At 58.0% G+C, this 22,170-nt stretch carries 21 protein-coding genes and 1 riboswitch; of the genes, 10 read left to right on the top strand and 11 right to left on the bottom strand.

Annotation, left to right across the window (positions count from 1 at the left end; all coding sequences use genetic code 11):
• Window positions 1-110: 110 nt before the first annotated feature.
• Entirely contained in the window at window positions 111-878 is a 768-nt protein-coding gene (locus tag AC13RE_RS04195) for an N-formylglutamate amidohydrolase (RefSeq protein WP_488562046.1), read from the bottom strand.
• A 179-nt stretch (window positions 879-1,057) separates the two neighbouring features.
• Here AC13RE_RS04195 and AC13RE_RS04200 point away from each other — a divergent pair, with 179 nt between their 5' ends.
• From AC13RE_RS04200 to AC13RE_RS04230, 7 genes are all read left to right on the top strand, one after another.
• Window positions 1,058-1,930, top strand: coding sequence for a MurR/RpiR family transcriptional regulator (locus AC13RE_RS04200; protein ID WP_015340394.1), 873 nt, complete (start codon window positions 1,058-1,060; stop codon window positions 1,928-1,930).
• 188 nt (window positions 1,931-2,118) lie between these two features.
• A complete protein-coding gene (locus AC13RE_RS04205; protein WP_488562047.1) occupies window positions 2,119-3,222 on the top strand; it encodes an ABC transporter substrate-binding protein in 1,104 nt (367 codons plus the stop codon).
• A gap of 72 nt (window positions 3,223-3,294) precedes the next feature.
• A complete protein-coding gene (locus AC13RE_RS04210; RefSeq protein ID WP_015340396.1) occupies window positions 3,295-4,185 on the top strand; it encodes an ABC transporter permease in 891 nt (296 codons plus the stop codon).
• Entirely contained in the window at window positions 4,182-4,970 is a 789-nt protein-coding gene (locus AC13RE_RS04215; protein WP_488562048.1) for an ABC transporter permease, read from the top strand. Before AC13RE_RS04210 ends, AC13RE_RS04215 begins: the two co-directional genes overlap by 4 nt.
• A gap of 11 nt (window positions 4,971-4,981) precedes the next feature.
• Window positions 4,982-6,043 carry an ABC transporter ATP-binding protein gene (locus tag AC13RE_RS04220; protein WP_015340398.1) on the top strand — a complete coding sequence of 354 codons (1,062 nt, stop codon included), beginning with the start codon at window positions 4,982-4,984 and terminating at the stop codon, window positions 6,041-6,043.
• 106 nt (window positions 6,044-6,149) lie between these two features.
• Window positions 6,150-6,295, top strand: a riboswitch (FMN riboswitch).
• An 89-nt stretch (window positions 6,296-6,384) separates the two neighbouring features.
• The gene (locus tag AC13RE_RS04225) at window positions 6,385-6,861 is read left to right on the top strand and encodes a 6,7-dimethyl-8-ribityllumazine synthase (protein ID WP_132717028.1); all 477 of its coding nucleotides are present in this window, start codon (window positions 6,385-6,387) and stop codon (window positions 6,859-6,861) included.
• 59 nt (window positions 6,862-6,920) lie between these two features.
• The gene (locus AC13RE_RS04230) at window positions 6,921-7,271 is read left to right on the top strand and encodes a VOC family protein (RefSeq protein WP_488562049.1); all 351 of its coding nucleotides are present in this window, start codon (window positions 6,921-6,923) and stop codon (window positions 7,269-7,271) included.
• Window positions 7,272-7,309: 38 nt separating this feature from the next.
• On the opposite strand, the gene phnF is transcribed toward AC13RE_RS04230, so the two are convergent.
• From phnF to AC13RE_RS04250, 4 genes are all read right to left on the bottom strand, one after another.
• A complete protein-coding gene (phnF, locus tag AC13RE_RS04235; RefSeq protein ID WP_488562050.1) occupies window positions 7,310-8,038 on the bottom strand; it encodes a phosphonate metabolism transcriptional regulator PhnF in 729 nt (242 codons plus the stop codon).
• A 1-nt stretch (window position 8,039) separates the two neighbouring features.
• On the bottom strand, window positions 8,040-8,726 hold the full coding sequence (locus AC13RE_RS04240) for a class I SAM-dependent methyltransferase (RefSeq protein ID WP_488562051.1): 687 nt from the start codon (window positions 8,724-8,726) through the stop codon (window positions 8,040-8,042).
• Between the two features lie 118 nt (window positions 8,727-8,844).
• Window positions 8,845-9,240: a VOC family protein gene (locus tag AC13RE_RS04245; protein WP_488562052.1), complete on the bottom strand. Its 396-nt coding sequence runs from the start codon at window positions 9,238-9,240 to the stop codon at window positions 8,845-8,847.
• A 69-nt stretch (window positions 9,241-9,309) separates the two neighbouring features.
• Window positions 9,310-9,756: a tautomerase family protein gene (locus AC13RE_RS04250; RefSeq protein ID WP_488562053.1), complete on the bottom strand. Its 447-nt coding sequence runs from the start codon at window positions 9,754-9,756 to the stop codon at window positions 9,310-9,312.
• Window positions 9,757-9,877: 121 nt separating this feature from the next.
• On the opposite strand from AC13RE_RS04250, the gene AC13RE_RS04255 reads away from it, so the two are divergent.
• Entirely contained in the window at window positions 9,878-10,483 is a 606-nt protein-coding gene (locus AC13RE_RS04255) for a TetR/AcrR family transcriptional regulator (protein ID WP_488562054.1), read from the top strand.
• Window positions 10,484-10,549: 66 nt separating this feature from the next.
• On the opposite strand, the gene AC13RE_RS04260 is transcribed toward AC13RE_RS04255, so the two are convergent.
• The 5 genes from AC13RE_RS04260 to AC13RE_RS04280 all read right to left on the bottom strand — a co-directional run bounded on the left by AC13RE_RS04260 (window position 10,550) and on the right by AC13RE_RS04280 (window position 15,891).
• Complete coding sequence (locus AC13RE_RS04260; RefSeq protein ID WP_488562055.1) at window positions 10,550-11,554, bottom strand: ABC transporter ATP-binding protein; 1,005 nt, start codon at window positions 11,552-11,554, stop codon at window positions 10,550-10,552.
• A 12-nt stretch (window positions 11,555-11,566) separates the two neighbouring features.
• Window positions 11,567-12,631 carry a Gfo/Idh/MocA family protein gene (locus tag AC13RE_RS04265; protein WP_488562056.1) on the bottom strand — a complete coding sequence of 355 codons (1,065 nt, stop codon included), beginning with the start codon at window positions 12,629-12,631 and terminating at the stop codon, window positions 11,567-11,569.
• Entirely contained in the window at window positions 12,628-13,467 is an 840-nt protein-coding gene (locus tag AC13RE_RS04270) for a carbohydrate ABC transporter permease (RefSeq protein ID WP_488562057.1), read from the bottom strand. Before AC13RE_RS04270 ends, AC13RE_RS04265 begins: the two co-directional genes overlap by 4 nt.
• 12 nt (window positions 13,468-13,479) lie before the next feature.
• On the bottom strand, window positions 13,480-14,433 hold the full coding sequence (locus AC13RE_RS04275) for a carbohydrate ABC transporter permease (RefSeq protein WP_112334409.1): 954 nt from the start codon (window positions 14,431-14,433) through the stop codon (window positions 13,480-13,482).
• Between the two features lie 198 nt (window positions 14,434-14,631).
• Window positions 14,632-15,891 carry an ABC transporter substrate-binding protein gene (locus AC13RE_RS04280; protein ID WP_488483066.1) on the bottom strand — a complete coding sequence of 420 codons (1,260 nt, stop codon included), beginning with the start codon at window positions 15,889-15,891 and terminating at the stop codon, window positions 14,632-14,634.
• A gap of 543 nt (window positions 15,892-16,434) precedes the next feature.
• Between AC13RE_RS04280 and AC13RE_RS04285 the strand changes: the two genes are divergently transcribed.
• Window positions 16,435-17,319 (top strand): glucosamine kinase nucleotide-binding domain-containing protein, encoded by an 885-nt coding sequence (locus tag AC13RE_RS04285; protein WP_488562536.1) that lies wholly within the window; start codon window positions 16,435-16,437, stop codon window positions 17,317-17,319.
• The gene (locus AC13RE_RS04290) at window positions 17,316-18,080 is read left to right on the top strand and encodes a GntR family transcriptional regulator (RefSeq protein ID WP_488562058.1); all 765 of its coding nucleotides are present in this window, start codon (window positions 17,316-17,318) and stop codon (window positions 18,078-18,080) included. Before AC13RE_RS04285 ends, AC13RE_RS04290 begins: the two co-directional genes overlap by 4 nt.
• Before the next feature lie 130 nt (window positions 18,081-18,210).
• Here the strand turns inward: AC13RE_RS04290 and metH are convergent, their stop codons facing one another.
• Window positions 18,211-21,987, bottom strand: coding sequence for a methionine synthase (gene metH / locus AC13RE_RS04295; protein WP_488562059.1), 3,777 nt, complete (start codon window positions 21,985-21,987; stop codon window positions 18,211-18,213).
• Window positions 21,988-22,170: the final 183 nt, after the last annotated feature.

The raw sequence follows: 22,170 nt of genomic DNA on the forward strand, positions 1-22,170 counted from the left end.
CCCGGCCGTCCGCGGGATTGCGGAAAACCATGTGTCACATTGACCGCTGGCATTTCGCCATGCGGCCTGATCGCAGTTGAACTGCTCCCCGGGGTCTTTTTCTTTTATGTTCAGGCTTCCAGACCGCTCTGGAGAAGCCCCGTCAGATAATCGGCCACGACCCCTTGGCCGACGTCATCCCGAATGAGGTCGTTGCGGACCTCGATCATTACGTTATGCAGACCATTGGCAAGCCCATGCAGCTTCAGCGTATGGGTAACGCCGTCTTCAGGCCCGTAAGGCTGGTTGCGTTCAGTCTTGTAGAGCGGCGCTTCGGTCGCTGCGTCCAACATGCGATCGGCCAGCCAACGGTCTTCGTCATGCAGAATGCCAAGCTCCACTGCGCGCGGCTTGCCATTGTAGATCGGCGTGAAGCTGTGAATTGTCACGATCACGGTTTTTTGTCCGCGTGCGGCACGCTCCTTCAAAAGCGACCGGATGCGATCGTGGAACGGGATATAGAGCCCCTCCGTGCGGGCCTGCCTGTCCGCTTCGCCCAGATGCTGATTGCCGGGGATCGTATAGATCTCGCTCGTTTCCGGCATGGCACCGGCACTTTCGGGGGGCCGGTTGCAATCATAAATCAGCCGGGAGAAGCGCTGAAACACCAGAGTGGCATCAAGGCCCGCGGAGATTCTCCTTGCAACCGCGAGTGCACCCGGGTCCCAGGCGATGTGGCTGGAACGCGCCTCGGCTGAAAGCCCGAGATCGCCGAACCGCTCGGGAATCTCACGCGAGGCATGCTCGCAAACGAGCAAAACTGCGCTGCTTCCGTCCGGCCTTTCGACCGCGACGCAATCGCCGTCCGCCTTCGACAAAATGCCTTGCTGCGCAAGCATCAGAGACGCCCCAGTGCCGATTAATAAAATCTTTATAAGAAAAGAATTCTTCAGGTTTTCCCTGCTGTCAACTGGAAACTGAAATTATTTCTTCATTTGTGACATTGACTCGAATTGTGACAGCGTTGTTATATCCTGGAAAGAAAACGGCATCAGACCGTTTGGGGAGCAAAAATCGAGTGAGCAATGCGTCGAAGACAGTTTCGGACGTGATCAATGCGCGATTTGATACTTTAACGCGCGCCGAAAAGCAGCTCGCCAAGAGCTTGCTCGACAACTATCCCGTTTCCGGATTGGGTAGCATCACCACCGTCGCCGAGAATGCACGGGTTTCGACCCCGACAGTCGCGCGCATGGTGCAGAAACTCGGATATAAAGGCTATCCGGACTTCCAGGCCCATCTTCATCAGGAAGTAGAAGCGACGATCTCCAACCCGCTGACAAAGCACGATCGCTGGGCATCGAACGCTCCGGGCACGCATATCCTCAACCGCTTTGCCGATACCATCACAGGCAATCTGCGGCAGACCCTGTCGGACCTCGACGTGGCCACCTTCGACAGCGTCGCGGCACTGCTGTCGGAAAGAAAACGCGCACTTTATTTCGTAGGCGGCCGCATTACAGGGGCGCTTGCCGAATATTTCTTCACCCATATGCAGGTCATCCGGCCGAATACGACCTTGCTTTCTTCGAACTCAAGCGCGTGGCCGCAATATGTCCTGAACATGAATCCGGGCGATCTGCTCGTCATCTTCGATATCAGGCGCTACGAGCAGGAAATGGTCAATCTCGCGGCTGCCGCCCGCCGCCATGGCGCTGAAATCATCGTCTTCACCGATCAGTGGGCAACTCCGGCCGCCAAACATGCCAAGCACACGTTCCGCGTGCAAATCGAGGCGCCGTCCGCCTGGGATTCATCGGTCGTTACCCTGTTCATCGTCGAAGCCCTGATCGAAGCCGTCCAAAGCTCGACATGGGACGAAACGAGCGAGCGCATGAAGACACTGGAAGGTCTTTTCGAACAAACCAAGCTGTTTCGCAAGCTAAGCTGAAGGGGAATGAAAACAGAAAATAACAGCTCCTGGAGGATGTGGAATACAGCGACTGTCATACTTGTCGATTAGAAGCAAAAATCGACTGCGTTTTCAGTAAACCCAACGCTTTGAAGTCGTCACACAACCTTCATGTAACGTCATTAACAGCAACGCCAGACACTGAAAACCCAAAAGGAGGAAATGCAGTGATCTCGAAAATTCATCGTCTTCTGACAATCTCCACGGCGATGCTCGTCGCTTCGACGGCTATGGCCGCCGCGGAACCGAGCGCCGATCTCATCGCTGCCGCCAAGAAGGAAGGCACGCTGACCACCATCGCCCTGCCCCACAACTGGTGCGGTTATGGCGATCTGATCTCTGCCTTTAAGGCAAAATACGGCATTGAAGTCAACGAACTGAATCCGGATGCCGGTTCGGGCGATGAAGTCGAAGCTATCCGCGCCAACAAGGGCAACACCGGGCCGCAGGCTCCTGATGTGATAGACGTTGGTCTCTCCTTCGGCCCGACGGCCAAGAAGGAAGGCCTGCTGCAGCCCTACAAGGTTTCCACCTGGGATTCGATTCCGGACAGCGCCAAGGATGCCGAAGGCTACTGGTACGGCGACTACTACGGCGTTCTCTCCTTCGTCGTGAACAAGGACGTTGTGAAGAACCCGCCGAAGGACTGGGCTGACCTCCTGAAGCCGGAATATGCAAACACCGTTTCGCTCGCCGGCGACCCGCGCACCTCGAACCAGGCCGTTCAGGCCGTCTACGCCGCCGGTCTCGCCGCTGGCGAGAAGGATGCAGTCAAGGTCGGCGCCGCCGGTCTCGACTACTTCGCAAAGCTGAACAAGGCCGGCAACTTCGTTCCGGTCATCGGCAAGTCCGCTTCGCTGGCTCAGGGTGCAACCCCGATCGTCGTTGCTTGGGACTACAACGGTCTTTCCTGGCGCGACAGCCTGAACGGCAACCCGCCGGTTGACGTCACCGTTCCGGCTTCGGGCGTTATCGCCGGCGTCTACGTCCAGGCGATCTCGGCTTTCGCGCCGCATCCGAACGCTGCCAAGCTCTGGATGGAGTTCCTCTATTCCGACGAAGGCCAGATCGGCTGGCTGAAGGGCTATTGCCACCCGATCCGCTTCAACGACCTGGCGAAGAACAAGAAGGTTCCGCAGGAACTTCTCGACAAGCTGCCGCCGGCTGCCGCCTATGAAAAGGCAGTCTTCCCGACGCTCGACGAGCAGGCTGCCGGCAAGACCGCCATCACCACCAAGTGGGATTCTGTCGTCGGTTCGAACGTGCAGTAATTTGACCTGACATGACCTCCCCGCTTCGGCGGGGAGGTTTCCGTTTTTCTGACGCCGCGGATTGGGCCAATCATGAGCATCGCCACAACATCAACGGTCAGTTCCACTCCGATGATCAACAAGCGTGTGGTCATCGATTGGCTGGGAATAGCACCCTTCCTGATCTTCGCGCTGCTGTTCCTAATTCTTCCGACGATCTATTTGATAGCAGGCGCCTTTCTGACGCCGGACGGTAGCCTGACGCTCAAGAACATCGCTGACCTGTTCACGCCGACGATCATGAGCGCCTATTGGATCAGTATCAAAATCTCGGTCGCTTCGGCGCTCGGTGGCGCGATCATCGGCTTTTACCTGGCTTGGGCGCTGGTCCTTGGCGGGCTTCCCACTTGGATCCGTCACGCCTTCCTGACCTTCTCGGGGGTCGCATCGAATTTCGCCGGCGTGCCGCTGGCCTTCTCGTTCATCGCCACGCTCGGCCGCCAGGGTCTGGTCACGATATTGCTCGCTCATTTCGGCTTCAACCTCTACGGCAGTGGCTTCAACCTGTTGAGCTTCTTCGGCCTGACCATTACCTACATGTACTTCCAGATTCCGCTGATGGTGCTGATCATTACGCCTGCGCTCGACGGCATGAAGAAGGAATGGCAAGAAGCGGCTTCCATTCTAGGCGCAACCAATGGACAATATTGGCGGATGGTCGCCCTGCCGATCCTCTGGCCGAGCCTGCTTGGCACCACGCTGCTACTGTTTGCAAATTCGTTCGGCGCCATCGCGACTGCAATTGCACTTACCGGCAGCTCGCTGAATATCGTTCCTATCGTACTCTATGCGCAGATCCGCGGCGACGTCCTGCACAATGCCAATCTGGGCTATGCGCTGGCACTGGGCATGATCGTCATTACGGGTATTTCGAACGTCATTTATATCTTGATGCGCATGCGCGCTGAACGGTGGCAGAAATGAAGCTGCAAAAATTCTTCGCCTGGATCGCCGTTGCCATCGGCCTCATCTACTTCCTGGTGCCGCTCATCGGTACGCTGGAGTTCTCGCTGCGCATGCGGCGCAACGCTTACAGCTTTGACGCTTATGCCTCCGTCTTCTCGGATTTCGGTTTCATGACGGCCTTTGGTTTCTCGATGTTGATGGCGCTTCTGACCATTATCTTCGGCATGCTGCTCGTTGTGCCTACCGCTTATTGGGTGCGGCTGCGGCTGCCGCAGCTTCGCCCTGTCGTGGAATTCATCACCTTGATGCCGTTGGTCATTCCGGCCATCGTCATCGTTTTCGGCTATCTGCGGCTCTATAATTCGTCGTCGATCCTGCCGCTGACCGGCTATAATTCGACGACGAACATTCTGCTCGTCTGCTCCTACATTGTATTGTCGCTGCCCTATATGTATCGTTCGGTCGATACGGCGATGCGTACCATTGATGTCGGCACGCTGACGGAGGCTGCCGAAAGCCTTGGTGCAAAATGGACAACCATCATGTTCAAATGCATCTTTCCAAATGTCATGAGCGGTGTGCTTTCCGGAGCATTCATCACCCTTGCGATCGTCATGGGCGAATTCACCATGGCATCGCTGCTCAACCGTCCGGCGTTCGGGCCCTACATGCAGCTTATGGGCGCCAATAGAGCTTACGAGCCCTCCGCCCTGGCCATCATCGCGCTTGCCGTTACCTGGCTCAGCATGGGCCTCTTGCAGCTCGTTTCCCGTTTCTCAAAATCCGCTCCGATTAAGGCGTAAGGCTTCTCACCATGGCTTTTCTCGAACTCACCCACATCAAGAAGTCCTTCGGCGACATTCACGTCGTCCATGATTTCAATATGCAAATCGAGAAGGGAGAATTCGTCTCCTTCCTCGGACCGTCGGGCTGCGGCAAGACGACCGTGCTGCGCATGATCGCAGGTTTCGAAACGCCGACCGCCGGCACCCTGTCGATCAATGGCAAGGACCAGCGGGCGCTGAAACCGAACCAGCGCAATATTGGCATGGTCTTCCAGGCCTACGCATTGTTTCCGAACATGACGGTGCATGACAACGTCGCCTTCGGCCTCAAGGTGGCCGGCATGGCGAAGCCCGACATCGACAAGCGCGTCAAGGAGATGCTGGCACTCATCAAGCTCGATCATCTCGCCGGCCGCTATCCATACCAGATGTCCGGAGGCCAGCAGCAGCGCGTGGCGCTCGCCCGCGCTATCGCCGTCAAGCCGCAGGTGCTCCTGCTCGACGAGCCGCTCTCGGCTCTCGACGCCAAGATCCGTATCTCGCTGCGCGAGGAAATCCGCGCCATCCAACAGCAGCTCGGCATCACCACAGTTTTCGTGACGCACGATCAGGAAGAGGCGCTGTCGATCTCCGACCGTATCGTGGTCATGAATGCAGGCCGCGCCGATCAGATCGGCACGCCGTTCGAAATCTACAACAAGCCGGCAACCCGTTTCGTCGCCTCCTTCGTCGGCACGCTGAATCTGATCGAAGGCAAGGTCGTCGATCCCGACAGTAACCGCATCATGATCGGCGATCAGGGTGTGACCCTGAAGCAGTCGGTTACCGCCTACAAGCCGGGCGATACCGTATCGCTTGCCCTGCGTCCAGAAGCCGGTTCGCTGGCGGAATCGGCCAAGGGCGATACCGCCCTCACGGGCGAAGTCTCCTCGGCACACTTCCTGGGCTCGGTCATCCGCACTCGCATGAATGTCGCCGGTAACACGATTTCCTTCGACATGTTCAACAGCCCGGGCATGATGCCTCCGAGCGTTGGCGAGAAGGTGACGTTGCGTTTTGCCTCCTCTGACCTGCTCGTCATTCAGGACTGAGAAAGAGCTCTCCATCGCCGGGTCATTTTGGAAAATTATTCGCAGACGCCGGGCCAAAACCCCGGCGTTTTTCTTTGATTTCCATAAGGCAAAACATCTATAGTCCACGCGTTCTCAGGGCGGGGTGCAATTCCCCACCGGCGGTATGGGGAGTTTCCTCGAGCCCGCGAGCGCCTTCCGGATTTCGGAAGGGTCAGCAGATCCGGTGAGATGCCGGAGCCGACGGTATAGTCCGGATGGAAGAGAGCAAGCAGGATCGTACCTCCTCCGCGCGAGGGGTGCTGCGATGTTGCGTGTTCGCCCAAGGGATATTTGACAACAACCCTTGAAAGGCAAAATTAATGACCATTTCGATTTCTACCCAACCGAGCCGCATTGCGATCATTCGGGCCCGCTGGCACGCCGATATCGTCGATCGCTCGGTCGATTCCTTCGTTGCTGAATGGCAGACGGCGGAAGGCGCGCCGCCGATCGATATCTTCGACGTACCCGGGGCGCTGGAAATTCCGCTGCACGCTCAGACGCTTGCCCGCAACGGCCGTTATTCCGCGATCATCGCCACCGCTTTCGTTGTCGACGGTGGCATCTATCGCCATGAATTCGTCGCCAATACGGTTCTCGATGCCATGATGCGCGTCCAGCTCGATACCGGTGTGCCGATCCTGTCGGCAGTCCTGACGCCGCATCATTTCCAGGAATCGGAAGCGCACATCCAGTTCTTCAAGGAACATTTCATCATCAAGGGCCGTGAAGTCGCCAGCGCCTGCCGCCACATCCTGGCGGAGCGCGGCAAACTGCTGCCCGCCGTCACAGTTTAAGCTCAGCATGGTGGAGGCGCGGCATCTGCCCGCCTCCATGTCCACCAGGGAGGAAGTCAGTGACCGTCCTACGCATCATCCCGAACCTACCCGCCGCCGATCCTGCCAGCGCCCGTCTTTTCTACCACGACCTGCTCGGCCTCGACATCGTGATGGATCACGGCTGGATCCTGACCTTCGCCTCCGAAGCGGCAACTGTGCCGCAGATCAGCGTCGCCAGCGAAGGCGGTTCGGGAACGCTCGTCCCCGACCTTTCCATCGAAGTCGACGATGTCGACACGCTCTATCAGCGTGCCACCTCCATGGGCTTCGGCATATTGTACGACCTCACGGACGAGCCGTGGGGCGTCCGCCGCTTCTATGTCCGCGACCCTTTTGGCAAGGTCGTCAATATCCTCTCCCACCGCTAATTCAAGCTCGCGGAGAGCCTCAAGACTGCCGGGCATTCTCACCGCAGATCGAGATTGAATGTGGTGCGCTCGGCCGGCCAAACCGATTCCGAATAGGTGATCGGCACTCCGTCGGTATCCGCATCCACCTTGCGCGTCACCAGCAGCGGCGCGGATTTCGGCTGGCGCAGGATCCGCGCTTCGTCGGCCGTCGGCATACGCGCCTCGATCTCCGTCGATAACCGCTCGTAGTCGGTGACACCGTAGCTGGCGAGCGCCGCCGAAATTGTCGAATGCTGTAATCTAGCCTTGTCGAAATCGGGAAAACGTTCGACAGGATAATAGGAATCGCCCAATTCCACCGGAATGCCGTCGGCCGTCATGACGCCGCGACGATGGATGACGGGCGCGCCGATTGCGATCTTCAGATAGGCCGCGACGCGTTCGGTTGCCGGCACGATCTCGTGAACGAGCAGCTCGCCGCCCGGTTCGAAACCTTGCTCGATCAGATTTTTGTGGAAGCGGGTGCGTTTCGACAGCGTATAGTCGAGCACGCCCCTATGAACGAAGGTTCCGCGCCCCTGTTCGGCGCGGACCAATCCACGCTGCTCCAAGTGCCCCAGTGCCTGTCGCACGGTAAAACGGCTGACGCCGAAACGCTGCATCAGCTCCGGCTCGGTCGGCAATTTCGTCCCCGGGGCGAAAGTCCCGGCGGCAATATCAGCCGCCAGGATCTCACCGATCTGGTACCAGAGGGCGCTGCCGCCCTTGCGATCGATCGTCTCCATGTCAGACGCGCTTCTCGATCCGGAACAATAGCTTGTATTCGGCCGGGTAGCTCAATGCATCGAGAATGCTCGGATAATATTTCCGGTCCTTCGATGCATGCACGAAGCCGTCATAGCCGAAACGCTTGACGGATACGTCGAAGCCAGCAGCAACGAAGGTATCGATGTAATCCTGTGGAGACCGATCCTGCATCGGCGCATTGCTGTTGTTGCCGATCAGCTCGAGCCACTTCGGCCAAAGCGGCATTTCATTGTGGCAGCCGGTCACGGCGTAGTAGACACCGCCGTTGCGCAAGGCTTGGAACATCTGTTCCGCATGCTGTTTCAGCTCCGGCAACAGATAGATGACCTCATAGCTGAAAGCGACATCGAAACTATCGGCGAAGGGCGACAGATCGGTCGCCACATGAAACTGCAGCGGCATGTTGCCTGCGGCTTCGACGGCAGCAGCCACCGACTCCGAAGCGATATCGATGCCGACGCCGCGTCGGAACGGCCGCATGGCATAAAGCAGCCGCAGGAACCCGCCGCGGTTGCAGCCGAAATCCAGGATCGTCTTCGAGGAAAAATCGCGCTCCGGCACGGTCTCGATGAAATGCCGCCAATAGGGACTATGGGATTCCGCCATTTTCGTATCGCCCTGCGGATCCTTGTGCCAGGTGGCGTAAGTCGTTGCTGCGTTTGCCATGATGTGCTCGCTGTAGGAGTGGACTGAACTTGAGATAGCGCAGCTTCATGACAGTCACGTGAATTCGTCCGGACGACTGGAGTATTTATCTGGCACTTCGTGCCAATCGCGATCCCCACTACTGCTCGCAATCCACCATCCATTGCACGCCAAACCGATCCGTCAGCTTGCCGTAGTAGCTGCCCCAAGGCTGAACAGCGAGCGGCGTCGTCACCGCGCCGCCTTCAGCCAATCGGGCAAAAATCCTGTCGGTACCTTCTCGGTCATCCACCATGAGCATATGAGCGGAACCTCGCATCGGCTCAGCATCATGATTGTCAGAGGCGAAGAAGAAGACGCCTGGTCCCTCAAAGCGAGCGTGCATTACCCTGCCCCGCATCGCTTCGTTGGCAAGCGGTATTCCCTCCGTACCGTGACGGATCAACAGAGTCACTCGGCCTAGCCCGCAGGCCGTATAGAAAGCGAGGGCTTCGTCGCAATGCGTCGTAAAAAACAGATAATTGGCGAGTTGCATTTCCTGCCTCCCTTGTTGTCGAACGAGCGGCCCACGCGGCCGCCCGGTATTGATACCAATTACCTCATCTCAAGCGCGATGAGCTTCGATCTCAGGCGCTGCAGCGCTCGCAATGGCACTGGCCAGATCGGCATTGCTGTAGCTTTCCCCCGCAATGCCCCAAGCACCTTCAGGCGCATAGACTATATTCGACCAGATATGCTCACGCTTGATCCGCCCTTCGGCCGCCCGCTCGACGACATCGGTCGCCCTTGCAATGAAAGCACGCTTGGCTTCGGCGGTCGCGAGTGCGATTTCGGGCAGCTTGAGTTCGATGAAGGCCGCGGCAATAGGCCTTCCGGCCGCCAGCACATGGCCGGCCGGAAGCACATTGATCGACCCGATGACATTGGCCGTCATGAATTCATTCCCGGCCAAGCCGGCAACATCGAGGACTGCATCCGTCAATCCGGCAAAGGCTTGCGCCTGCGCTTCGGATGAAAGCAGTCCTTCGGATACGGTGAGCGTAATGGGCATTGGAATATCTCCTTGTTGGACCTGTGGCGGCAATTGATATATACCGATCACTCTTTAACGATACACATCGATCGCTCTCTATGCAAGCAATAAAGAGGGATCGCTCTTAATGGAGGCGGCAATGCGCTATAGCGCCGAGCACAAGGAAGAAACCCGGACGCGTGTCATCGCGGCCGCGGGGCAGGTATTTCGCAAGGAAGGTTATGGCGGCGCTGGCATCGATGCTCTGACCAAGGCGGCCGGCGTCACCAACGGCGCCTTCTACGGACATTTCAAGTCCAAGAGCGAAGCGTTTCGCACAGCCGTCGTGGAAGGCTTGCAAGAGCTGCGTCAAGGAATCTTGGCACTCAGGGAAAACCAGCCTAAAGATTGGTTGAAGGCGCTTGCCAGCTTCTATCTCGGCTACAAGCGGACCTGCGATCTTGGTGACAGCTGCACGCTGCCGAGCCTTTCCCCCGACGTGATGCGTGCCGACGAAGAAACACGCCGCGTCTATACGGTAGAGTTGAGAAAGTTGATCGCCGATGTCGCTGCCGGCCTGCCGGAAAGCACAAACTCTGGCGAAACAACGGCGGAGGATCGCGCCATCGTTCTTCTCGCAACGCTGAGCGGTGGTCTGACGCTTGCCCGCGCCGTCTCCGATCCCGCCCTTTCCGTCTACATAGCCGAAGTCATTGAGCGGGCCGCTCTGACGGCCGGCAATTCTTCGCAGCGGCAAGGCGAATGACGATGCAATTCACGCGATGAAGGAAATAGCCGAGGCGAAGCTTGCGGCTCCGCCTCGGCGGGCCATTTACGCCCGGATCGCCTTGTCGTTCGCATCGAAACGATGCATCTGGCTCGCACCCGGCGTCGCATAAACCATCTCGTCCGGCTCATATTGATGCTCCCCAAAGAGACGCGCAGTGAGAAGGCCGGTGGTCTCGGATTCGAGATAGATGATCGTGTCCGCGCCGAGATGCTCGACATGGATGACCTTAGCTGCCCAGGTGCCCTGATCACGCGATAGCGTGATATGTTCGGGGCGAATGCCGACGGTCTTGGCGCCGCTTTCGCCCAGACGCTCAGCCGCGATGAAATTCATCTGCGGCGAGCCGATGAAGCCGGCCACGAAGGTGTTGGCCGGACGATTGTAGAGCTCCATCGGTGAACCGATCTGCTCGATCGCACCGGCATTGAGCACGACGATCTTGTCGGCAAGCGTCATCGCTTCGACCTGATCGTGGGTAACGTAGATCATCGTAGCCTTGAGACTGCGATGCAACCGGGCGATCTCCAGACGCGTCTGCACGCGCAGCGCGGCATCAAGATTCGACAGCGGCTCGTCGAACAGGAAGAGTTCCGGCTCGCGAACGATGGCCCGGCCAATGGCGACGCGCTGGCGCTGACCGCCGGAAAGCTCTGACGGGCGGCGTCCGAGATAGGGCGCCAACGACAACATGCCCGACGCCTTCTCCACACGGCTATCGATCTCGGCCTTCGCAGTGCCCGCCTGTTTGAGACCCAAGCCCATATTGTCCTTGACGGTCAGATGCGGATAGAGCGCATAGGACTGGAACACCATCGAGATGCCGCGCTTGGCCGGCGGCGTGACCGTCACATCCTGGCCGTTGATCAGCACGGCGCCGGAGGTCACGTCCTCGAGGCCGGCGATGCTGCGCAGAAGGGTCGACTTGCCGCAGCCTGAGGGCCCGACGAAGATGACGAACTCACCATCCTTCACCTCGAGGTCGATACCCTTCAGCACATCATGCGTACCGTAAGCCTTGCGAATGGATTTCAGTTGAAGCGATCCCACAGTCTCTTGTCCTTATAGATAAACAGGCTTGCCGGTGCGCACGCTCTCATCGGCGGCAAGGCATATGCGCAGCGATTGAACGGCATCTGCCATATGGCGATTGAGGTCGAGATCCTCACGGATGGCTTTCAGCATGAAGGCCTGCTCGAAGTCGCAGAGCTCCTGATGACCTGGCTCACCATCCATATGCAGATCCTGATCCGGCCGGATGAATTGGCCATTCGGCCCTGTCTCGGCGCTATGCAGCCGGATGACCGACGTCTTCGTATGCATGTCGATATCGTCGGACTTGGCGTTCTGATCCATCATGATCGAAACTGAGCCGTTCGGCGACATCACGTCCTTCACGAAGAAGGCCGTTTCCGAAATCATCGGCCCCCAGCCAGCCTCGTACCAGCCGACCGAGCCATCCTCGAAGATCACCTGCAGATGCCCATAATTATACATATCGGGCTTCACCTCCTGCGACAGCCGCAGGCCCATGCCGCGCACCTCGATAGGCTTGGCGTCGGTGATCTGGCACATGACGTCGACATAATGCACGCCGCAATCGACGATCGGCGAGGTCGTACGCATCAGCGCCTTGTGCGTCTCCCAGGTCGGGCCGCTCGATTGCTGATTGAGGTTCATGCGGAATACATAGGGACCGCCGAGCTTGCGGGCTTCGGCGATCAGCCGCATCCACGAGGGATGGTGACGCAGTATATAGCCGATCGCCAGCTTCTTGCCGGCCTTCTTGGCAGCGGCGACAACGCGCTCGGCATCCTCCACCGTAGTTGCCAGCGGCTTCTCGACAAAGACATGGCAACCCGCCTCGAAAGCCATGACGGCGAAATCAGCATGGCTGTCGGAATAGGTGTTGATGGAGCAGAGATCCGGCTTCAGCTCCATCAATGCCGCCTCGAAATCCGCATGGATCGCATAGCCGCGCAGTTCCTCAGGCAGCTCCGGCCTGGAACGATTGACGAGGCCGACGATCTCGAAACCCGGATTGTTGTGATAGGCCAACGCATGACTGCGGCCCATATTGCCAAGGCCGGCGACGAGAACGCGGATCGGCTTTTCGGATGCGCTCACTTGACTGCTCCGGAGGTAATACCGCGAATGAGTTGGCGCGAAAAGATGACGTAAAGGATGAGGATCGGCAGGATGGCGAGCGTCAGCGCCGCCAGCACCGCATTCCAGTTGGTGACGAACTGGCCGATGAAAATCTGCGATCCGAGCGTCACCGTCTTGGTCGCTTCGCTCGGCGCGAGGATCAGCGGAAACCAAAGATCGTTCCAGATCGGGATCATGGTAAAGACGGCAACTGTCGCCATGGCCGGCCGGACGAGCGGCAGGACGAGACGGAAGAAGATGGCATATTCGCTGAGACCGTCGATACGGCCGGCATTCTTCAGGTCGTCGGAAACCGTCCGCATGAACTCGGAGAGTATGAAGATCGCGAGCGGCAGACCCTGCGCCGTATAGACGAGAATCAGCGCCGTCAGCGTGTTGACGAGGCCGGCAGCCACCATGCCCTGCAGGATCGCGACCGTACCAAGACGGATCGGGATCATGATGCCGATCGCCAGATAGAGGCCCATCACCGTATTGCCGCGGAAGCGGTATTCCGACAGTGCAAAAGCGGCCATCGCCCCGAATAGCAATGTCAGGATGATCGAGACGATAGTGACGACGAAGCTGTTCTGGAAATAGGTCAGGAAATCCCCCTGCTTCAGAACGGTGTCGTAGCCGATCATGCTGAAAGAGGATGGCGTCGGGACACTCAAGGGTGCGCGGAAGATCGAGGCGCGATCCTTGAAGGAGTTGATGACGGTCAAAAACACTGGAAAAATGGCAACCAGCGTATAGGCAATAAGCGCCAGATGGACGAAGCCGGTACGGATAAGGGAAGTGCGTGCCTTGGACATGGGTCGCCCTCCTCAGAACTGGTAGCGGCGAATGCGCCGCTGGACGATGAAAAGATAGAAGGAAACGCCGGCCAGGATGATCAGGAACATCACCGTCGCGATCGTCGCGCCCATCGAGCGGTCGCCCAACTGCAGCTGGAAGCCGAAGAAGACGCGGTAGAGCAGCGTGCCGAGAATATCCGTCGAGCCGTCCGGCCCCGCCAAGGCGCCCTGCACGGTATAAACCAGGTCGAACGCATTGAAATTGCCGACGAAGGTGAGGATCGAGATGATGCCGATTGCCGGCAGCACCAGCGGCAGCTTGATCTTCCAGAACTGGCTCCAGCCGGTGATGCCATCGCATTCGGCCGCCTCGATGACCTCTTCAGGGATGTTGAGCAGTGCCGCATAGATCAGCATCATCGGGATGCCGACATATTGCCAGACCGAGATCAGCGCGACGGTAATCAGCGCCGTGCTCGGCCTGCCGAGCCACGGGGCGAAGAACGATTTCAGACCGATGACGTTCAGAAGCTCGGGCGCAACACCCCAGAGCGGCGAGAGGATCAGCTTCCAGATGAAGCCGACGACGACGAAGGAAAGCAGCGTCGGCAGGAAGATGGCGGTGCGGTAGAAGGCGACAAAGCGCAGCTTCGGCAGAGACAGGAGTGCAGCCAAAGCCACACCGATCGGATTCTGCACGCACATGTGAATGGCGAAGAAGATCAGGTTGTTGCGCAGCGCGTTCCAGAAATCGTGAGACCAGCGTTCGTCGCCGAACAAAACCTTGAAATTGTTCAGGCCGACGAAGACGGACTGATTGTCGACGACATTGTAAAGCGACAGCCGCAAGGTCTCGATCAGCGGCAGGATCATGACCGCCGTATAGACGACAAAGGCCGGGAATAAGAAGACGAGGATATGCCAGCGCTTGGAGCGTCTGATCGGCATGACCTCAAGGGCATCTGATGTCGCAGCGTCGCTCATGGCTTTCTGCCTGTTTTTCTTGGCTGCATGCCGACGCAGCAGCTCTAAGGTTCAAATCCACCCGCAGTTACGGCTTATGGCCGAAGTGAAACGGCATCGGGTGTGTCGAATGCAATGGCGAGGCGATCGCCGGTTCGATTATCAAACAATGAAAAGGGCGAGGAGCCTGGAAGGCCCCTCGCCCGCGTCATGCAATGCTTACTTACCCGGCTTGTACCAGCTGTCGAGGCCCTTCTGGAGCTTCTCGCCAGCCTGTTCCGGAGTGTCCGTGCCGTTGATCACGTTTGCGGATTCGGTCCAGGTCTCATTTTCCAGGTTCGGCTTACCGCGCGACAGGATCTGATAGGTAGAACGAACGGTCGACTTGTGATTGTCACGCCAGGAGACGAATTCCTGCGCAAGTGCATCGCTCATCTTTACCGGATGCGAGTTCAGGCTGAAGAAGCCAGGCAGTGAGTTGGCATAGATGTTGGCAAACTCGTCGGAAGCGACCCAGCTCAAGAACTTCTTGGCTTCTTCCTGATGCTTGCTCTTCGTGTTCAAGCCGACACCGATATCCGGATGGTCGGAGATATAGGCGGTGTCGCCAGCCTTGGCGACCGGCGGCGGGAATGCACCCATCTTGAACTGCGCCTGGGTGTTGAAGAGAGCAATTTCCCACGAGCCGGCCGGATAGATCGCAGCTTTGCCGAGCGTGAAGAGGTTCTGACTGTCGGCGTAGCCTTGAGCTTCGAAGCCGTCGCCGAGGTAAGCCTTCCACTTGGCCAGTTCCTTGTAAGGATCGACCCACGGGGCGTCCGTCAGCTTTTCCTTGCCAGCAATCAGAGCCTTACGGCCGTCTTCGCCCTTCCAATAGTTCGGGCCGATGTTCTGGTAGCCCATGGTTGCGGCTTCCCACAGATCCTTCGTGCCCATGGCCATCGGGATGTAGGTGCCATCGGCCTTGATCTTGTCGAGGACGGCGAAGAACTCGTCACGCGTCGCCGGCACTTTCAGCCCGAGCTTGTCGAAGGCGTCTTTATTGTAGATGAAGCCGTGGATGACGGACGCCATCGGCACGCAGAAGGTGGATTTCCCGTCGTCGGTCGACCATGCAGCCTTGGCGACAGCCGAGAAGTTTTCCAAGCCCTTCAGGCTCGTCAGATCGGCAAGATGCTTCTTGTTGAAGAGGTCGAGCGAAGCATCGAACGGACGGCAGGTGATGATGTCGCCCGCAGAGCCGGCGTCGAGCTTGGCGTTCAGCGATGCATTGTATTCCGTCGGCGCCGTCGGCGAGAAGACGATCTTGATACCCGGGTTCTTCGCTTCGAAAGCCGGGATGATCTTTTCCTGCCAGATCTGCAGGTCGTCGTTGCGCCAGCTTTCAACCGTCAGCGTCACGTCGGCCGCATGCGCCAGGCTGACCGAGGTCAGCAGGCTCGATGCAAGAAGCAAGCCTTTCAGAACATTGGTTTTCATTTCCCTCTCCTGTTTTCCGCGCCATAGCAAGGCGCTGTTCTCGATCTGAAATCCGCTGGCCTGTCCGAGGAAACGGTCAGCGCTCCATAGGGACCGCCAATATTGCCGACCCCTCCATGCAAAAGGCTTCAGAGGCTTTGTGCCCGATCGGCCCTATTAATTGCCGTCGCCGCCACCAGACGGAGACACGGCAAGAACCACGCGGGAAAATTATGACGAACGTCGAAACGAGATCCTCCTGATCCCGAACGGCCTGGCGCAACGACGAGATGCACGCCCTTCCGCCTCACTTACCGGCTGTTGTTTTTCTGCCGGCTTTGCCGATGTCCGTTTGCACTGTTCCCTTGCTCCGAATTAAGTCCAAAAAAATACCAATTGTCCAGCCGAATTTAACTTTCGAATGCAAAAAGATTGAAGCTCATTAATTTACCTAGGTAATTCAATGAGATGAAGACAAGCAAAAATGCCTGTTTTGCCTATTGGTAAATGGTATTTTTTTGGTATTGTATGAAAAACGGGGAACAGGCGGCATCCGGAGGCATGATGGGGCAGTTTGCGATTGGTATCGATGGCGGCGGCACGAGTTGCAGGGCGGCTGTCATAGATCATAGCGGGCGGGTGCTCGGTACCGGCAAGGCGGGTGCGGCGAACATCCTCTCCGATCTGGAAAATTCGCTGATTCATATCGTCGCCTCGGCAAAGCAGGCCTTGATCGACGCTGGGCTCACTCCCGAACTGCTGCAGGAATTACCGGCCGTCATCGGAACAGCAGGAGCCAATGTCGGCAACTACGGCAAAAAGGTCGAAGGCGCCCTGCCTTTTGCAAGTACACGTGTTGTCACGGATGCGACGACAGCGCTTCAAGGCGCTCTCGGCGACGCCGATGGCGTTATCGGCGCCTTCGGCACCGGCTCAGTCTACAATGCCCGCCGTGACGGCAGGATTTGGGGTATCGGCGGCTGGGGTTTTGTCATAGGCGACCAGGCAAGTGGCGCTCGTCTTGGACGAGATTTGCTCGAGAGAGCTGTCTTGGCACATGACAAGGTGACGGCCGGTACGGCACTGACGGCATCGATCATGGCCGAATACGGCAATGATCCAGAACGGATCGTCGAATTTGCGCACGCCTCCAAGCCCAAGGATTTTGCCCGCTACGCGCCTGTTATCTTCGAATATGCCGGAATGGAGGATGTGGTCGCCATCGACATCGTGAGAACTGCGGCAAAATCGATAACCGAAAGCCTGGATGCGCTGCTTTGGCCGGAATGCCCTTCGATCTGCCTTCTCGGCGGCCTTGCCCAAGCCTATCGCCCCTGGCTTGATGAACGCCACAAGGCGATTCTCGCTGAGCCAAGAGGAGACGTTCTGCGCGGAGCCGTGGAGTTGGCGGCGAAATTGCTGCTGGGTGGAGAGGTAAACAGGGCATGACCGAAGATTTGAGCGCGATCTTCTCGCCGGAGCGCCTTTCCGGAGGTGGGACGGGTCCACTTTACGTCAAGCTACGACGCACGCTTGAAGAGGCCGTGAAGGTCGGTAGGCTGAAACATGGGGATGCGCTTCCACCTGAGCGCGACATCGCCGAATTTGCCGCGGTCAGCCGTGTCACGGTGCGTAAGGCGATCGACGACCTGGTGGCGGAAGGCACTCTCGTTCGCCGTCACGGCTCGGGTACATTCGTTGCAAAGCCCGTTTCCAAGGTGGAGCAGCGACTGTCGCAACTCACCTCATTTACCGAGGACATGGCGAGGCGCGGGATGACGGCTCGTTCGGAATGGCTGCACAAGGGCATCCATACGCCCTCCCCCGATGAGATGATGATTCTCGGGCTTGCCGCCGACACTCGGGTATCGCGCCTCAGTCGCCTACGCATTGCCGACGATCAGCCGCTCGCGATCGAGCACGCCAGCGTTTCCGGTGAATTCCTGCCGGATCCGTCGGTAGTAACGACATCGCTCTATGCGGAATTGGAAAAGCGCCAGGTACGTCCCGTTCGCGCCGTTCAGCGCATATCCGCGACCAACATGAAAGAGGCCGATGCGGGATTGCTCGGCGTTCCCGTAGGAGCAGCCGGCCTATCGATCGAGCGCATCTCCTATCTCGGTTCAGGCCGCGCAGTCGAATTTACTCGCTCGCTCTATCGCGGTGACGCCTATGACTTCGTCGCCGAACTCACGATCGGCGCGAACTAGCTCACGCCTGAGAAACCGTAAAAATCCAAGAATCAAAAAAAGCGCCACCCCAACCGAATGGCTGAGGTGGCGCTTGTATATGGAATCAAATTCTAAGCCAAACACCGCAAGTCTTTGACATGACTCGCGATCAGGCTGCGTCGTCGACCGCGGCCTCGCGCTTCTCCGGCACATAATTGAGGACAGGGCCTAACCAACGCTCCACCTCTGCCACGGGCATGCCCTTGCGGGCTGCATAGTCTGCGACCTGATCGCGCTCGATCTTGGCGACACCGAAATAGTAGGAAGACGGGTGCGCGATATAAATGCCCGAAACGGAAGAGCCCGGCCACATCGCATAGCTTTCCGTGAGCTTTACGCCAGTTGTCGCTTCGGCATCCAGTAGGCGGAAAAGCGTATCCTTCTCGGTATGGTCAGGCTGCGCCGGATAGCCCGGTGCTGGACGGATACCTGCATAGGCTTCGAGAACGAGCTCCTCGCTCGTGAAATTCTCATCCGCAGCGTAGCCCCAGAACTCTCGACGCACCCGCTCATGCATCCGCTCGGCGAAGGCTTCGGCAAAGCGGTCGGCTAGCGCCTTGACCAGGATCGACGAATAATCATCGTTTGCGCGTTCGAAGCGTTCGGCAATGGCCACCTCCTCGATACCGGCCGTGACGACGAAGCCGCCGACGTAATCGCCGACACCATTGGAAACCGGCGCCACAAAGTCCGACAACGCCACATTCGGGCGACCGTCCCGCTTCGACAGTTGCTGCCGCAGCGTGTAGAAAGTGGCAAGCTCCTCGTTGCGGCTTTCGTCGGTGAACAGCCTGATATCGTCGCCGACCGTGCCCGCTGGCCAGAAACCGATGACGGCGCGCGGGCGAAACCAGTTTTCCGAGATGATCTTTTCGAGCATCGCTTGTGCATCACCATAGAGCTGCCGCGCCGCCTCGCCCTGCTTCTCATCTTCGAGAATTGCCGGAAAACGACCCTTGAGCTCCCAGGTCTGGAAGAATGGGGTCCAGTCGATATATTTCGCCAGCTCAGCCAGATCGTAACTCTCGAATACCTTGGTACCGAGGAACTGCGGTTTGACCGGCTTATAGCCCGACCAATCCACCTTTTCGGCATTCTCACGCGCTCTTGCAATCGGCAGGCGTATCTTCTCGGCCTCGCTCCGCGCATGCGCGGCAGCGACCTTGGAATATTCAGCCCGAACGGTGTCGATATAGCCTTGCCGCGCATCGGGCGATAGCAGCGCTGAGACAACACCAACCGCACGACTTGCATCCGTGACATAGACAGTCTGTCCGCGATGATAGCTCGGATGGATCTTTACCGCTGTATGGACACGACTGGTGGTGGCCCCACCGATCAGCAACGGAATATCGAAGCCTTGCCGCTCCATCTCCGAGGCGACATGCACCATCTCGTCCAATGACGGTGTAATCAATCCCGACAAGCCGATGATATCGACCTTTTCGGCGACAGCTGTCTCCAGGATCTTGGTCGCCGGCACCATGACGCCCAAATCGATGATTTCGTAATTATTGCAGGCGAGCACGACACCGACGATGTTCTTGCCGATGTCGTGCACGTCGCCCTTGACGGTCGCCATAAGCACTTTGCCGGCTGACTGCCGTTCGCCGCTGCCGCCGTTAGCAGCTTTCTCGGCTTCCATGTATGGCAGCAGCACGGCAACGGCCTGCTTCATGACGCGAGCGGACTTCACGACTTGTGGCAGGAACATCTTGCCCGAACCGAAGAGGTCGCCAACGACATTCATGCCGGCCATCAACGGGCCCTCGATGACATGCAACGGCCGCTCGGCAGCCTGGCGCGCTTCCTCGGTATCGGCTTCGATATATTCGGTAATGCCGTTGACCAACGCATGTTCGAGCCGCTTCTCGACCGACCATTCGCGCCAGGAAAGATCCTGCGTCTTGGCTTCCTTGCTGCCGGAACCGCGGAAGCGTTCGGCAATCTCAAGCAGACGCTCCGTGCTATCCGGACGGCGGTTGAGCACCACGTCCTCACAGGCGTCCCGTAATTCCGGATCGATATTGTCATAGACAGCCAGCTGCCCGGCATTGACGATGCCCATGTCCATGCCCGCCTGAATGGCATGGTAAAGAAATACGGCATGCATGGCCTCGCGGACGGGTTCGTTACCGCGGAACGAAAAGGACAGGTTTGAGACACCGCCTGAAATATGGACCAGAGGCATGGTCTTCCGGATCGTCCTTGTCGCCTCAATGAAGTCGACACCGTAGTTGTTATGCTCTTCGATGCCAGTCGCAACGGCGAAGATATTCGGATCGAAGATGATGTCTTCCGGCGACAGGCCTGCCACTTCAGTCAACAGCTTATAAGCACGTGAGCAGATCTCGACCTTGCGCTCGTAGCTATCTGCTTGACCTGTCTCATCGAAGGCCATGACGACGACCGCTGCGCCGTACATCCGCATCAACCGCGCCTGTTTGAGAAAGTTCTCCTCGCCTTCCTTCAGCGAGATGGAGTTGACGATCGGCTTGCCTTGAACACATTTCAGGCCGGCCTCAATGATCGAAAACTTGGAACTGTCGATCATGACGGGAACGCGGGCAATATCCGGTTCGGCGGCGATGAGGTTCAGGAACTCCACCATCGCCTTCTCGGAATCGATCAGGCCCTCATCCATGTTGATGTCGATGACCTGCGCGCCGTTTTCCACTTGATCGCGGGCGACGGCAAGCGCCGCCGTATAATCGGCATTGGTGATCAGCTTGCGGAATTTCGCCGAGCCAGTGACGTTGGTCCGCTCACCGACATTGACGAACGGAATATCCTTGGTGAGCTCGAATGGTTCCAGCCCGGAGAGCGACATGAAGGGGCGATGCTCGGCAGGCTGCCGTGGCGGATATTTCGAAACCGCCTGAGCGATTGCGGCGATATGCTCCGGCGTTGAACCGCAGCAGCCGCCAACGATATTGACCAACCCCTCGCGCGCAAATTCTTCGACCTGTGCCGCCATAATCTCGGGGGTCTCATCATACTGACCGAATTCGTTCGGCAGACCGGCATTGGGATAAGCGCAGATGAAGGTATCCGCAGCAGCCGAAAGCTCCTGCAGATGCGGCCGCATAGCGTTTGCACCGAGAGCACAGTTGAGGCCAACTGTGAAAGGATTCGCATGGCGCACGGAATTCCAGAAGGCTGACGGCGTTTGGCCGGACAGCGTGCGCCCGGAAAGATCGGTGATCGTGCCAGAAATCATGATGGGCAGATGAACACCCTTGGCCTCGAAGCGTTCCGCACAGGCAAAGATCGCGGCCTTTGCGTTCAGAGTATCGAAAATTGTCTCGATCAGGATGATATCAGCGCCGCCGTCGATCAGACCGTCGATCTGCTCCCCATAAGCCAAGCGCAGAACATCAAAAGTGACCGCACGGTAACCAGGATTGTTAACATCCGGAGAAATGGACGCCGTCCGATTGGTCGGACCGATCGCACCGGCCACGAAGCGTCGCTTACCATCTTCGCGTTCCGCGCGGATCGCGGCGCGGCGGACGATCTCGGCGCCCTCCTTGTTGAGATCGTAGACAGCACCTTCCATCTGGTAGTCCGCCTGCGCAATGCGGGTGGAAGAGAAGGTGTTGGTCTCGAGGATATCCGCACCGGCTTTGGCATAGCGATAATGAATATCTTCAATCGCATCGGGCTGGGTCAGGATGAGGAGGTCGTTATTGCCCTTCTGGTGACACGCGCAACCGATGAACCGGTGGCCGCGAAACTGATCCTCGTCGAAGCCGAGACCCTGGATCTGCGTGCCCATGGCGCCATCAAGCACGAGTATCCGTTCACTCGCCGCCTTTCGCAAGACTTCGAAAATCTCGCCGCCATTACGCTTCGTCGTCTCGGAACCAAAAAGAGTGTCAAACATAAGCGAATTCCTCTGGCCTGATTGCGACTCCGCACCCAGATCACATAAAGATATCTTTATGTCAACATATCTACGCTCATGTTCGGTGCAGCGCAAGCGCGCATCTTCTATAGTTGCGTTCTTTCAGGGAAAGCAGATCGGACGAATTGCCGACCGACTATGGACAACGCGGGGGTAACGACA

It is taken from the genome of Martinezella sp. CNPSo 3959, assembly GCF_057784355.1.

Excerpts from the sequence above, each read along its gene's own strand:
- AC13RE_RS04195 (WP_488562046.1), bottom strand. The coding sequence starts at position 878 with ATGCTTGCGCAGCAAGGCATTTTGTCGAAGGCGGACGGCGATTGCGTC.
- AC13RE_RS04210 (WP_015340396.1), top strand. The coding sequence starts at position 3,295 with ATGAGCATCGCCACAACATCAACGGTCAGTTCCACTCCGATGATCAAC.
- AC13RE_RS04215 (WP_488562048.1), top strand. The coding sequence starts at position 4,182 with ATGAAGCTGCAAAAATTCTTCGCCTGGATCGCCGTTGCCATCGGCCTC.
- AC13RE_RS04220 (WP_015340398.1), top strand. The coding sequence starts at position 4,982 with ATGGCTTTTCTCGAACTCACCCACATCAAGAAGTCCTTCGGCGACATT.
- AC13RE_RS04225 (WP_132717028.1), top strand. The coding sequence starts at position 6,385 with ATGACCATTTCGATTTCTACCCAACCGAGCCGCATTGCGATCATTCGG.
- phnF (WP_488562050.1), bottom strand. The coding sequence starts at position 8,038 with ATGGAGACGATCGATCGCAAGGGCGGCAGCGCCCTCTGGTACCAGATC.
- AC13RE_RS04240 (WP_488562051.1), bottom strand. The coding sequence starts at position 8,726 with ATGGCAAACGCAGCAACGACTTACGCCACCTGGCACAAGGATCCGCAG.
- AC13RE_RS04245 (WP_488562052.1), bottom strand. The coding sequence starts at position 9,240 with ATGCAACTCGCCAATTATCTGTTTTTTACGACGCATTGCGACGAAGCC.
- AC13RE_RS04250 (WP_488562053.1), bottom strand. The coding sequence starts at position 9,756 with ATGCCCATTACGCTCACCGTATCCGAAGGACTGCTTTCATCCGAAGCG.
- AC13RE_RS04255 (WP_488562054.1), top strand. The coding sequence starts at position 9,878 with ATGCGCTATAGCGCCGAGCACAAGGAAGAAACCCGGACGCGTGTCATC.
- AC13RE_RS04270 (WP_488562057.1), bottom strand. The coding sequence starts at position 13,467 with ATGTCCAAGGCACGCACTTCCCTTATCCGTACCGGCTTCGTCCATCTG.
- AC13RE_RS04275 (WP_112334409.1), bottom strand. The coding sequence starts at position 14,433 with ATGAGCGACGCTGCGACATCAGATGCCCTTGAGGTCATGCCGATCAGA.
- AC13RE_RS04280 (WP_488483066.1), bottom strand. The coding sequence starts at position 15,891 with ATGAAAACCAATGTTCTGAAAGGCTTGCTTCTTGCATCGAGCCTGCTG.
- AC13RE_RS04285 (WP_488562536.1), top strand. The coding sequence starts at position 16,435 with ATGGGGCAGTTTGCGATTGGTATCGATGGCGGCGGCACGAGTTGCAGG.
- AC13RE_RS04290 (WP_488562058.1), top strand. The coding sequence starts at position 17,316 with ATGACCGAAGATTTGAGCGCGATCTTCTCGCCGGAGCGCCTTTCCGGA.
- metH (WP_488562059.1), bottom strand. The coding sequence starts at position 21,987 with ATGTTTGACACTCTTTTTGGTTCCGAGACGACGAAGCGTAATGGCGGC.